This is a genomic window from Algibacter sp., from assembly GCF_039977455.1.
GTDB lineage: Bacteria > Bacteroidota > Bacteroidia > Flavobacteriales > Flavobacteriaceae > Algibacter_B.
The window spans coordinates 251,042-264,181 of the sequence record NZ_JBDWDG010000022.1 but is presented as its reverse complement, the minus strand read 5'-3'; the positions used below and the strand labels follow the sequence as shown (position 1 = coordinate 264,181).

11 protein-coding genes are annotated in these 13,140 nt (G+C 34.7%); 7 read left to right on the top strand and 4 right to left on the bottom strand.

The features are described from left to right. The first annotated feature begins 5 nt into the window (after positions 1-5). The 6 genes from radC to ABJM36_RS10060 are packed head-to-tail and all read left to right on the top strand — an operon-like array spanning position 6 to position 5,580. The gene (gene radC, locus ABJM36_RS10085) at positions 6-704 is read left to right on the top strand and encodes a DNA repair protein RadC (protein ID WP_348451321.1); all 699 of its coding nucleotides are present in this window, start codon (positions 6-8) and stop codon (positions 702-704) included. Positions 705-761: 57 nt separating this feature from the next. Then, positions 762-2,063: a polysaccharide deacetylase family protein gene (locus ABJM36_RS10080; protein ID WP_348451320.1), complete on the top strand. Its 1,302-nt coding sequence runs from the start codon at positions 762-764 to the stop codon at positions 2,061-2,063. After that, positions 2,053-2,742: a YjjG family noncanonical pyrimidine nucleotidase gene (locus ABJM36_RS10075; RefSeq protein WP_348451319.1), complete on the top strand. Its 690-nt coding sequence runs from the start codon at positions 2,053-2,055 to the stop codon at positions 2,740-2,742. The genes ABJM36_RS10080 and ABJM36_RS10075 overlap by 11 nt, the downstream gene beginning before the upstream one ends. A 32-nt stretch (positions 2,743-2,774) precedes the next feature. Beyond that, on the top strand, positions 2,775-3,332 hold the full coding sequence (locus ABJM36_RS10070) for a hypothetical protein (RefSeq protein WP_348451318.1): 558 nt from the start codon (positions 2,775-2,777) through the stop codon (positions 3,330-3,332). 2 nt (positions 3,333-3,334) lie between these two features. Further along, entirely contained in the window at positions 3,335-4,732 is a 1,398-nt protein-coding gene (locus tag ABJM36_RS10065) for a DUF5723 family protein (RefSeq protein ID WP_348451317.1), read from the top strand. Then, the gene (locus tag ABJM36_RS10060) at positions 4,729-5,580 is read left to right on the top strand and encodes a hypothetical protein (RefSeq protein ID WP_348451316.1); all 852 of its coding nucleotides are present in this window, start codon (positions 4,729-4,731) and stop codon (positions 5,578-5,580) included. The genes ABJM36_RS10065 and ABJM36_RS10060 overlap by 4 nt, the downstream gene beginning before the upstream one ends. Positions 5,581-5,742: 162 nt before the next feature. On the opposite strand, the gene ABJM36_RS10055 is transcribed toward ABJM36_RS10060, so the two are convergent. After that, a complete protein-coding gene (locus ABJM36_RS10055) occupies positions 5,743-7,026 on the bottom strand; it encodes a replication-associated recombination protein A (RefSeq protein ID WP_348451315.1) in 1,284 nt (427 codons plus the stop codon). Positions 7,027-7,264: 238 nt separating this feature from the next. On the opposite strand from ABJM36_RS10055, the gene ABJM36_RS10050 reads away from it, so the two are divergent. Next, positions 7,265-8,005, top strand: a complete 741-nt coding sequence (locus tag ABJM36_RS10050; RefSeq protein WP_348451314.1) for a rhomboid family intramembrane serine protease — start codon at positions 7,265-7,267, stop codon at positions 8,003-8,005. A gap of 56 nt (positions 8,006-8,061) precedes the next feature. Here ABJM36_RS10050 and rlmB read toward each other — a convergent pair whose 3' ends face one another. The 3 genes from rlmB to ABJM36_RS10035 all read right to left on the bottom strand — a co-directional run bounded on the left by rlmB (position 8,062) and on the right by ABJM36_RS10035 (position 13,138). Next, a complete protein-coding gene (rlmB, locus tag ABJM36_RS10045; RefSeq protein WP_348451313.1) occupies positions 8,062-8,802 on the bottom strand; it encodes a 23S rRNA (guanosine(2251)-2'-O)-methyltransferase RlmB in 741 nt (246 codons plus the stop codon). A 133-nt stretch (positions 8,803-8,935) separates the two neighbouring features. Continuing rightward, complete coding sequence (locus ABJM36_RS10040) at positions 8,936-12,133, bottom strand: PA domain-containing protein (RefSeq protein ID WP_348451312.1); 3,198 nt, start codon at positions 12,131-12,133, stop codon at positions 8,936-8,938. Between the two features lie 135 nt (positions 12,134-12,268). Further along, positions 12,269-13,138: a hypothetical protein gene (locus ABJM36_RS10035; RefSeq protein ID WP_348451311.1), complete on the bottom strand. Its 870-nt coding sequence runs from the start codon at positions 13,136-13,138 to the stop codon at positions 12,269-12,271. Positions 13,139-13,140: the final 2 nt, after the last annotated feature.

Below are 13,140 nucleotides of genomic sequence, written 5' to 3'. Positions count from 1 at the left end.
AACGAATGCAAGAAAAATCATCGTCATTTTCTATAAAGAACTGGAGTCAGGATGATCAACCGCGTGAGAAATTATTATACAAAGGAAAGGCGGCTTTAAGTGATGCCGAACTTGTAGCTATTTTGATTGGTTCTGGCAACCGACAAGAAAGCGCTGTCGATTTATGTAAACGCATCCTTGCAAACACCGATAATAATTTAAGTGCTTTAGGAAAACTTTCTATTAAACAACTTACCGAATTTAAAGGTATAGGCGAAGCCAAAGCTATAACTATAATTGCCGCTTTGGAGTTAGGACGCCGCCGGCGAGGTGAAGAAGCTTTAGAAAAAAAGAAAATTACATCGAGCTCTTCGGTTTTTGAGCTTATGCAACCTGTTATTGGCGAACTGCAGCACGAGGAGTTTTGGATAATATATTTAAATAATTCTAATAAAGTAATTCGTAAAAATCAACTGAGTAAGGGCGGCATAACTGGAACTTTAGTAGATGTACGCTTAGTTTTAAAAAATGCCTTAGAGGTTGGAGCTGTTGGTTTAATTTTGGTGCACAATCATCCGTCGGGAGGATTAAAACCAAGTGAAGCCGATAAGCAAATCACTCAAAAGTTGAAAACAGCAGCACAAAGTTTAGATATTAAGGTGCTAGACCACCTAATTATAACAGAAAAAGCATACTTTAGTTTCGCTGATGAATCGCTGTTGTAAACAAAGACAGCGGACTGATGACCGCTTACTAAACCCTGAACACTGCAAACTGAAATTATGTTATTAGTTTATACTCATAAAATATCGCCGCGACTTAAATATGTTTTTAAGCATATTTGTAAACGAGTTTTAGGCATTGAAGTCGGTTTTACAACTAAAATTGAATCGTTTATTGCTCATGATAGTTTGAAAATGTCTTACACCAAACAGCAATTGGGTAATGAGTTTTATGTTAAAAGTCACGATATTTTATTCGAGCAAGGGTTAAGCGATATTGATATCCATATTCATACTTGGGAGAATACAAAATGCTTCTTCTATCTGGGGGAAAAGAGTAGTATTCCTTTTGATGTTTTTTCGGCTTCTTTTTATTTATTATCCAGATATGAAGAGTATTTACCGCATGTAAAAGATGAATTCGGTCGTTTTACAGCAACCGAAAGTTTAGCGTATAAAGAAGGTTTCTTACATCAACCCGTTGTTGATATTTGGGCCTATAAGTTTAGGGATGCTTTAAAAAAGCAATTTCCAGATTTTGAATTTCCAACAAGAAGGTATCAAATAAAACCAATTATAGATATTCCATCGGCGTACACCTATAAGTTAAAAGGGATTATGAGGACTCTAGGCGGGTCGATTAAGGATTTAGCTAGATTTAGACTTAAAAGTTTGTACACTAGGTTTGCTGTAATTATGGGCTTTAAACACGATCCTTTTGATACGTTTAAGTACTTAATAAACCGGCAAAAAAGTTCGTCCTTTACGTTTCTTTTCTTTTTCTTGTTAGGCGATTATTCTACTTACGACAAAGGAATTAACCCGAATAAGAAGCAATTTATATCTCTAATTAAACACGTTCGAGATTATTGTGACGTCGGACTAAAAATTTCCTATTTTGCTTTAGATGATGAAATCCTTTTAAAGAAAGAAAAACAAAAAATGGAAGATATTTTAAATACTAATTTAAAAGCATCTAGACAGTCCTTTTCCAAACTTAATTTACCAGAAACTTATAGAAATCTAATAGCCTTAGAAATTAAAGAAGACTATTCCATGGGATATGTAAACCACTTAGGTTTTAGGGCTGGTACTTGCACGCCATTTTTGTTCTACGATTTAGATTTTGAAGTACAAACCCCCTTAAAAATTGTACCTTATCAACTTATGGATTTTACGCTTTTAAAGCAAAAATCATTGTTAGATAAAAAGAAGGCTTTAAACGAATTGATTTATGAAATAAAACAGGTAGATGGTTTGTTTGTTCCCATTTTTCATAATTATACATTTAGCGATAATAAACGCTGGAGTGGATTTAAAGAATTGTTTAATTTAATTTTAGAATCACCAAATGAAGCTTAAAGGAATTACAGACGTGTTTTTTGATTTAGACCATACCCTTTGGGATTTTGATAAGAATTCGGCATTAACATTCGATAAAATTTTTAAAATCAATAATATAAGTGTTAATATTAAAGATTTTTTGAAACATTATGAACCTATTAATTTAAACTATTGGAAACTTTATAGGGAAGAAAAAATACAAAAGGAGGTCTTACGTTATGGCAGATTACATGATACCTTTAAAGCTGTTGGCTTTAATGCAAATACTGAATTAATTGATAAGTTGTCTGTCGATTATATTACACATTTATCTGGGTTTAATCACTTGTTTGAAAATACCTTCGAGATTTTAGATTATTTAAGTGTTAATTATACCTTGCATATCATTACCAATGGGTTTGATGAGGTTCAATATAAAAAAATGAGCTATTCTAAAATAACTCATTATTTTAAAACGATTACCAATTCAGAAATAGCAGGTGTTAAAAAACCAAATCCTAAAATATTTAATTATGCATTAAATTTAGCTAATACTAATGCCAGTAAAAGTGTTATGATAGGAGATAGCTACGAAGCAGATATTTTGGGTGCAAAAAATATAGGGATGGATGTCGTGTTTTTTGATGTTAATAATTTGGAGGTAGATAACAACATTAAACAAATTGATAATTTAATACAATTAAAAAAATACCTATAATAGATTAGGAATAAGTTCGTTTTATAAGCACTATGGCACTAAAAATTTTAAAAATATATGGTTTAGTATTTAGTTTTGCTGTCTGTTTGTGGTCATGCACAGAAGACATCGATTTAACCCAAGCCGAAGAATTAGAGTTATCGCCAGTTATTGAAAATAGTTTGCTTTTTTTTGATGCGCCTGCAAGTAAGTTTTTTGTTGGCGGGATGGAAGTTAACGAATCTTCAGATTTTATTGAAACAGATATTTTTAACAATAGTTTTAATAGAAGTCATGTTATTAAAGCCGAATTTGTATTCGAGGTTATAAATTCGATTAATAGAGGGTATGGGTTGCAAGTAGATTTTTTGGACGAGTTAGACCGATTAGTTCATTCGTTTTCTTTTGAGGCCTCAGCATCTTCAGATAATTCGGAGGCTTATACAAAATATACAGAGGTTTTTGAAGGCAACACCTTAAATGCTTTAAAGAACACCGCAAAGTTAAGTTTTACCCTAACCATGAAACCGGGTGAAGAAGTTAATGAAAATACACCTGGGCGAATAAATATGAAGTCTAAAAGTGTTTTCTATTTTAATATTAAAGACTAAATATGAAAAATATTAGTCTGTTATTATTACTTATAGGTTATGTATGTTTTAGCCAAAACAAACAGTTATTATACGGATTCACAGAAATACCACAATCGCTGCTTTCTAACCCCGGTGGAAAAGTAACCAATACAGGGTATTTTGGAATTCCCTTTTTATCACATTTTCATATTAATGGAGGTTCGTCTGGGGCAACAGTTTATGATTTTTTTGCTGATGATGGAGTCGATTTTAATATTAAATTTCGGCGTGTTATTGACCAGGCAAAACCAGGTGATTTCTTTACAACCACGCAACAATTGGAGGTGGTTTCTGGAGGATTTGCATTTGGTAGCAGTTACAATAAAAACCAATATTTAAGTTTTGGGGTGTATCAAGAATTGGATTTTATAACCTATTTTCCAAAAGATCTTGCCATTTTGGCTTTAGAAGGTAATCAATCTAATATAGGGCGACCTTTTAGAGTAAATAGCGTTAGTGCCTCGGCTGAGGTCATTGCGGTTTGGCATTTCGGCTATAACAAAAAAGTAAATGAAAAGTTTACTTATGGAGCTAGAGGTAAAATTTATTCTAGTATAATTAATGCCACATCTAACAAAAACGAAGGGGCTTTTACAACGGTATTAGGCGACAACAACTTTTATAAACATATTTTCAATTTAGATATGGCGTTAAAAACTTCGGGGTATGCCACTAATGGAGAAGACAATAGGTTCGAGCCTAAAGACGTTATTAAACGAACATTATTGGGTGGCAATTTAGGTCTTGGTTTCGATATTGGTTTTACATATAATTTAAACAAACAATGGACCTTCGATGCCAGTTTACAAGATGTTGGCTTTATAAGGCATACAAAAGAAGTAGAAAATCATGAAATTAAAGGAGAGGTGATTTTTGAAGGTGTTGATCCCATTTTTTTCGATTCGAATGACGGGGATAGCGCTGATGATTTTTTTAGTAATATTGAAGAAGAATTTGAAGATTTATTTGATACCAACGAAAATAGTGAGGCATACACCACGTGGCGGCCAGTAAAGTTTAATGCTTCTTTAAATTATGCTTTTGGTGAAAAAAGATTAAAAGATTGTAATTGTTTGGCTGGCGAAAGCCCTTATATGAACGCAATAGGTGCGCAGTTGTATGTTATAAAACGGCCTAAAAGCCCTCAGTTAGCTTTAACAGCATATTACTACCGAAGACTTTTTAAAAGTTTACGGATTAAGGCTACTTATACCTTAGATTCTTATACCTTTAATAATATTGGTTTAGGTGTATCTGCCCATTTAGGAGGTGCTAACTTTTATGTGCTAGCCGATAATTTTTTGCAATATCAAAATATTTACGATGCACAAAGTGTATCTTTACAATTAGGTTTTAACTATATATTTAATAATAAATGAAAATTAAATTTTTAACTTTTGCTATAACATGTTTTTTGGCAACTACTGTGTTTGCACAGGCTAACTTAAATAATTACAAATACGTTATTGTACCTAATAAGTATGACTTTTTAAAGGGTAAGGATCAATATCAACTTAACTCGTTAACAAAATTTTTGTTTGAAAAATATGGATTTGAAGTGGTTATGGAAGGGTCTAATTATCCGGACCAAATGATTCAAAATAGATGTTTGGCCTTAAACTCTGATGTTTTAAAGGAGTCAGGGATGTTTAAAACGAGATTAAAAGTAACCCTAAAGGATTGTAACGACAAGTTAATTTTTGAGTCCGCTATTGGAGAAAGTAGAGAAAAGGAGTATAAGGTTGCCTATAATTTAGCCTTACGAGAAGCTTTTAAATCTATAGAAGCCTTAAATTATGAGTTCGTACCCAATGAAAACTTGATGGCTAATGCAAAACAACCTCAAAAAAATACTGAAACTAGCGCAGAAATTCAACATTTAAAAAAGGAAATTGAGCTATTAAAACAGGAAAAAGAGGCTAAAGTTGTGACAGTAAATATGCCAAAAGCTCCGGCTAAACCTAAAGTTGTGGTTCAGAAGTCAGTTGAAAATGTTGCCGTAATACAAGGGGAATCAAACGTGTTGTATGCACAGGCTATTGACCATGGATTTCAGTTGGTTGATAGTGCTCCAAAAGTGGTGTACCGTATAAAAAACACCAATTTAAAAGATGTTTATTTAGTTGAGGGCAGTAGTGCTATTGTTTATAAAAAAGGAAACGACTGGATAATGGAATATTATTCTGGTGCTACTTTAAAGCAAGAAACACTGAATATAAAATTCTAAATTTTATTTTGAATACGCTAGTTGCGTTAGGGATTGAACGGTCTGTTTGAGCTCCCCGACCTAAGGAGGGTGCGAGTAGTGAAAGCCCGACCTTTTGCGATCCTGCAAGGTTTTTTTACCTTGTAGGAATGAGTAAAAGTAAAAGGTAACGCCCAAAATATTTTAATAGTTGTATTTGTCTTTCCAGCGTTGCTTTAAAAACTCGCGATGTGCGTTTTCGCGTGCATTATTTCCGGGGTCGTAAAGTTTTTGGTTTTTAATTTCGTCTGGCAGAAATTCTTGTGGGGCAAAATTGTTTTCGTAATTGTGTGCATATTTGTAATTATCGCCATACCCGAGCTCTTTCATTAATTTAGTAGGAGCGTTTCTAATTTCTATGGGCACGCTTAAATCGCCGGTTTGTTTAACCAATTGTTGAGCCATACCAATAGCCATATACGAGGCGTTACTTTTTGGCGAACATGCCAAATAGGTGGCACACTGACTTAAAATGATGCGGGCTTCTGGGTAGCCAATGGTTGTAACGGCCTGAAATGCGTTATTGGCAATTACAAGTGCCGTTGGGTTGGCGTTACCGATATCCTCGCTTGCCGAAATTAGTAAACGACGGGCTATAAACTTAACATCTTCGCCACCTTCAATCATGCGGGCTAGCCAATAAACAGCTCCATTTGGGTCACTGCCACGAATGGATTTTATAAAAGCCGAAATAATATCGTAATGCTGTTCGCCCGTTTTATCGTAGCGAACGGTGTTGTTTTGTATGTTTTCTAAAACAGTCTCGTCGGTTATTACAATATCTTCGGTACTAAAGGAGTTTACTAAAAGCTCGAAAATGTTAAGTAACTTTCTTGCATCGCCACCCGATAGTCTTAAAAGGGCATTGGTTTCTTTAAGGGTTATATTTTTTTTAGAAATATGAACATCGGTTTGGATAGCACGTTTTAAAAGCGTTTCTAAATCTGTTTTATCGAAGGCATTTAAAATATAAACCTGACAGCGTGATAATAGTGCCGAAATAACCTCGAAACTCGGGTTTTCGGTAGTCGCACCTATAAGTGTAATCCAACCTTTTTCTACCGCCTGTAGGAGCGAGTCTTGTTGCGATTTACTAAACCTGTGGATCTCGTCAATAAACAAAATTGGGTTTTTTGTAGTAAACAAGCCGCCACTTTGTTTGGCTTTATCAATTACCTCGCGAATGTCTTTAACACCAGAATTTATGGCACTTAATGTGTAAAATGGTCTTCCAGATTCGCTGGCAATAATATTGGCTAAGGTTGTTTTTCCGGTTCCTGGAGGTCCCCAAAAAATCATGGACGGAATTAAACCTTGCTTAATATGCTGCGATAATGCACCACCTTCGCCCACCAAATGTGTTTGACTTACGTAGTCTTTTAAGGTTTTTGGCCGCAACCGTTCGGCTAATGGAGCATTGTCGTTCATAAACACAAAATTAAAGTAAATTTTTTGTTTTATGTCGTTACATGGTTGTCGAAATGGCTTTCTTTTTAGTTTTGGGCGTGTCCCCCGAATAAAAATCGGTGGACGGGCTTTTTGTTACAAGTCCTCGCACCTCCTACGTCGGGCTGTGGGCTATTCACTACAATCCCTCACGCGGGTGCTTAACTGCCAATTTAGCACTAAACTAAAAGTTGGATAACTATTTGCTAAATTTATGGTAATGAAAAATAAAGAACATTTTAAATTCTCTACGGGCGTCATTGCGTACCCTGTGTTTTTTGTACTCGCTATATGGCTGGTATTTTGGTTCGAAGTACGTTTTGGTTATAATTTCAGTAAATATGGTGTGTATCCGCAAACCTTAAAAGGTTTAAGAGGCGTTTTGCTGAGTCCTTTCATTCATGGCAATATCAAACATATCTACCATAATACGGTGCCCTTATTTGTCTTATCTACAGCTTTGTTTTATTTCTACAGACATATTGCTTGGAAGGTTCTTTTTTGGGGCGTTTTATTATCTGGATTTCTTACCTGGTGTATAGGTAGACCCTCATTCCATATAGGTGCTAGCGGACTAATTTATGTTTTGGTAAGTTTTACCTTTTTTAAAGGCGTATTTGCTAAACATTATCGGTTAATTGCCTTATCCTTACTTGTCATTTTTCTTTACGGAAGTATGATTTGGTATACCTTGCCAATCGAACAAGGCATATCTTGGGAAGGCCATATGGCCGGTTTAATAACAGGTTTGGTATTTGCATTTATTTTTCGAAAAGAAATAGCAAAACCTAAAAAGTATGTTTGGGAACAAGAAAATTACAACGAAGAAAACGATCCTTTTCTAAAGCATTTTGATGAAAATGGAAATTTTATTGAATCCGTTGAGCCTGAAATAGAAGTAGAGAAGGAGCAAATTCATATAAATTACCACTTCACAGAAGAAAATCCTGAAAGGGATTAATAGAAAATAGGTTTAATAGGGTTTTCTCAAATTTTTAAGAGAACCACTACGCCTGTTTACTTAATAAGTCGCTGTCTCACCACTTCGTATAAAAAAGCACCACAAGCCACAGAAACATTTAAAGATTCAATGTCCCCTAGTAATGGAAGTTTAGCTTTAGCATCTACAACTTTTAAGGTAGATGGGTTTATACCTCTGCCTTCCGATCCCATAATTATAGCACAAGGTTCAACAAAAGAAACGTCGTATAGGGTATCGTTAGTTTTTTCGGTAGCCGCAATAACTTTTATGCCAGATGCTTGCATGTAAAAAACAGCATCTTTAATATGGTCTACTTTACAAATAGGAATTTTAAACACAGCACCAGCACTCGTTTTTATAGTGTCGCCATTAACCGGCGCGCTACCATTTTTTTGAATTATAATACCGTTAACTCCTGTACATTCGGCAGTTCTAATAATGGCACCAAAATTTCTAACATCACTTAATTGATCTAACAAAAGAAAGAGTGGTGTTTTACCAGATTCCATTACACTCATTACTAGAGTTTCCATGTCATGAAACTCAATAGGAGATATTTGTGCAACGGCACCTTGGTGATTGTTTTTGGTTAACCTATTCAGTTTTTCAACAGGAACATAAGATTTGTTAATGGACTTTTTGTTTAATAAAGATTCTAGCTCACCAAATAGTTCGCCTCTTTCTCCCTTTTGCAAAAATACTTTATCGATAGTTTCTCCTGCATTTACGGCCTCTATTATGGCACGTATTCCGAATATTTGTGTTTGGTTTTCCATTGGTGTAAAGGTATGAAAAAGACTTAGTAATTAAATTACATTTTGTTTAAAAGCTTAAGTTATGTTATAGGTATAAATAAAAAAAGCCACCTAAAGGAATTTTTTAGGTGGCTTTATAATTTTTAAATAAAATTTACTTAATCATTATTTTATGGGTAGTTTCAATGTTGTCTTTAGAGAATTTCATTAAATACATACCAGATTGTAAATTAGTTAAATCTATTTTACGTTCAGTATTAGATAAATTTAAATTTTCAGAATACACTTTTCTTCCAGATATATTATAAACATTCAATGTAGTGTTGTCAATATATTCGTTAGATATGATGTTAATGTCTCCGTTAGAAACCGTTGGGTAGATCCTTAAATTAGATGATGAAAACACATGCTTATCCGTACTTAAAGAAGCCGCTGTAAATTGACCTGAGAAAACACCTCTTCCTAGAGTTGCAGCAAATACCATATTGTCATTTCTTAAATCTAAGTCTAACACTTTTACATTACTCATGCCGTTAAAAGAAGTACTCCAAGTAGGATTGGCACTAGAAAAATCGTTGGTATACCAAACGCCAAGTTCCGTTCCTATTATAACTTCTTCTAAGTTAAGTGGGTTCTGTAATATTGTTTTTACTGGCAAATCTGGTAAATTACCATCTTTAGCTTGCCATGTAGAACCTTTATCGCTACTATACCAGATATTGTTTACACCGTAGTTGTGCATGGTAACAAAAATATCGTTTTCAGATTGTCCAAACTCTATATCTGAAACGCTACCAACTAATTGATTATCGTCAAGATTTGTCCAAGTTGGAGTTGCTCCATCTGCATTTTCAACCAATAATACATCACCTAAAACGGTACCAACAAGAAGTGTTGATGAAGTTGTTGTATGTGGTGATACTGTAAATGCAGTTGGTGTAGTAGTTAACTCTTCACTTGTTAAATCTGTCTTGGTTAACGTAGCTTCATCTTTAATTGCAGAATATCGTTTTACTATATAAACACCACCGGCAGAATAGTTTGTATAAAGTATGTCTAAATTAGAATCTAAGGCTCCTGGGTTAATAAAAGAACCATTGCTTAAATTTTCATCATTAATGGTAACATTATCACCATCAAAATTATACAGATTTATAGCATCGTTGTAAACATAATTTGAAATTACATATCTATCTGTGCCGTCTTGATCAAAATAGGTGTAAGCACCATCTCCGCCATATATTTCTGTGGCACTATCAGGTCCTGTTGTATCTCCGTTTTCAATTAATTGTGTACCATTATCTTGTAATCCACCTGCAAAATGATCTCCGGTAGGAAATGCCGTTGTAGGACCTACAGCTATGGTGTAATATTGAGACGTATTATAACCGTTATTTCTAGGGCTTATTGTTGCACCTCCATCACTAGAATAATAAACACCACCATCATTTACAAATAATACTTTAGAAGCATCTCCATGTCCAAAAACGGTTTGATGCTGATCCGCATGCACACTAGAGGTCCCATTAGGAACATAGGCGTACGATATTTTATTCCAAGCACCACCACTGTTAGTAGATTTAAATACATTAATACCACCAATAAATACGTTTGCATCGTTAGTTGGATCTACATCTATAGCTAAATCGTACCATGCTTGTCCATTAGTAAAGTCGCTAGAATCAACATATGATGAAGGGTCACTTGGAGAACTTACGGTAACTGTTGCAAAGGCAGGTACAAACCCACTAGTCGTTCTTTTAATGATGACACCTCCGGTTGATAGTTGAGCTAAAACATATACTTTTTTGGGGTCAGTCGCAGAAACAGCTATCTCTGTTCTAGCACCATCTGGAATTTCATACAATTGAGTAAATGCTGAACCATCGTCAGATTTAAATACTTTTCCACCACCATCATTATGTATTCCATAACTTGTTGTAGACATCCATATTGTACCGTCTGAGGCAATTTCAATATCTTTAGGGATGTGTTTATTACCATTTTCTGTTAAAGGAATACTTATTTCTGTCCAGTTATCTCCTCCATCAACAGACTTAAACAACCCATATACATCACCTCCCACATACGTGGTTGCATTTGAGGTTACATAACCTCCAACACCTACGGCGATATATATTTCTGAAGTACCATTATTGTCTCTTACTGCAATATCATGGATAAATTGTGCGCCTGGAACAATCGTACCAGTAACATCACCTGTTGCGGGGTTTAAAGATCCATTAACAGTTTCCGTGGCCATTGCCGCTTCTATAAGATCGCCTGCTTCTTTGGTAATCATTACAGCTGGTATAGTAATAGTTGCATCTTCTCCACCCATAGGAATAGGTTCTCCTGAAACATTATTTAATACAATAGCTGCAATTGCACCCGCATCTTGAGCATTTTTTACCTTTACCACAAAATCACAATTTCCTCTTCTAATAATTGCAATTTTTCCTGTCGCATCTGCTCCAAAAGCATTACAACCTTCTGTCGGCTCGCCTGTTGAATCGTTTGCAAGAACAAAATCGGCAGTAATTACACTAGTTATTTCAGATCCAAAATTATCAGTTGGAAAAGATTCGTAATTGGTAGCAATTCCTGAAGGAGAGTTAACAGTAATATTAGAGGCAGAAACAAAGTAACTATCCCCCGTTTTGCCGCCAAAAACGTTATCCCAAGTGTCACCGGCATCACTAGATTTCCATAAGCCATTTCCACTTGTCATGGCGTCAGAGCCGGTTGGAAAACCCTCACCAGTACCAACATAAAATGTATCTAAATCATTAGGATCATAAGTTATACTAGATATGGCTAAATTTTCAGTTATTCCAACATAAACCCATTCAGAATTTGGGTTAGAAATATTTGTGTTTTTCCATAATCCACCACTAACTCCACCAGCAAATACCGTTTCATTAGTTGTGTCGGTAGGATCGAACATTATGGCTCTTGTTCTACCTCCAACATTATTTGGTCCACGTTCTACCCATAAATTATCGGCTTTATCACCAGGGGCACGTGATGCAAAATTTTCTCTTTTTTCTATTAATTCTTTTTGAAGTTCTACTACCTTATAAGGTGTAGGTCTTCCAAGCTCTGGGTTCATTGTTAAAACCCATTGTTCTTCATTATATTTATTAGGGGGTATTCCCAATTTTTTTCTATCTTTCTTTGACAATTTTAGTGATTGAACAAAAGGATGGTTGTCAATATTTTTTTTATGTATTTCCTTAATATTATTTTTAGCGATAGATATGTGCTTGTTCTGCGTAGAATAGATAGAAATCCCTATGATTCCTACCAAACCGAGGACAGCTAAAACACTTATTTTGTAGTATTTTTTCATCTTTTTTGGTGTTGTAGTAATAATTTTGTTTTTAAAGATAATATTCTAAAATGAAAAAGCCAGTAAATATTTACTGGCTTTTACGATTTTTAAAGTATTTTTCTTACTTAATATTAAAAGGCTTATAAAAGCTTATTATTGAAATGGAGATAATGTGTAATTGTATCCATTCGTAACTTCTAATACAACAATTAATGCCCCTTGATCACCTGCAGCAGTAGATAATGTTGTGGTATCTGAACTTAATGACCCTGATGTGTCAAAATGTTCTTGACTCCAACTAAGTGTTAAAGGCACTACATCTGTAAAACCTAAATCAGAATATGGATTAGCATATAACTCAGAAACCAAATAGTAAGTTCCGTCAGATAATCCATTAAGGTAATCTTCCTCTGGACAAGCAGAACTTCCTAGTACATAGCCAAGAGCTGTGAATGATTCGTCGTATAATACTAAATCAAAATCCATATCACAAAATGACATAATTGATAAATCACCATCTTCCGCAGAGCCGTCCCAAGACAATGTTAAATCTAAATGATCATTAATATAATCATTTTCGATAGTTGCATTGAATGTAAAAGGGGAAACGTTAAAATTTGCTCTTGATTTTCCAGATATTTCTAAAGTTTCAGACCCTTCGATGTCTCCTGTTTGTAATATATCAACAGTTGCTGATGCTGTTAAAGATCCTGCAGGAATTGTAATGGTGTGTGCAGAAAAATCGCTAGCACTTGCTGATCCACCAGTTTGAACTAAATCAATAACGGCATCAACCGGTTGACTAGAGGCTAAAGTGGCTGTAACTTCAATTTGATACGTAGATGCAACGTCTGCATCGATAGCGCTTTCGTCAAAAGTAGTTGGCGATGAAGATGACAGCGTTATTGTAGCTGGAGAATAATCAAGCAAGGATGCGCCTGTATTATCATCTTCTGTTTCACAAGACGTGAAAGCAAAACATGCTAGAGTAAAAACTCCAATTTTATTTATTATATTTTTCATAA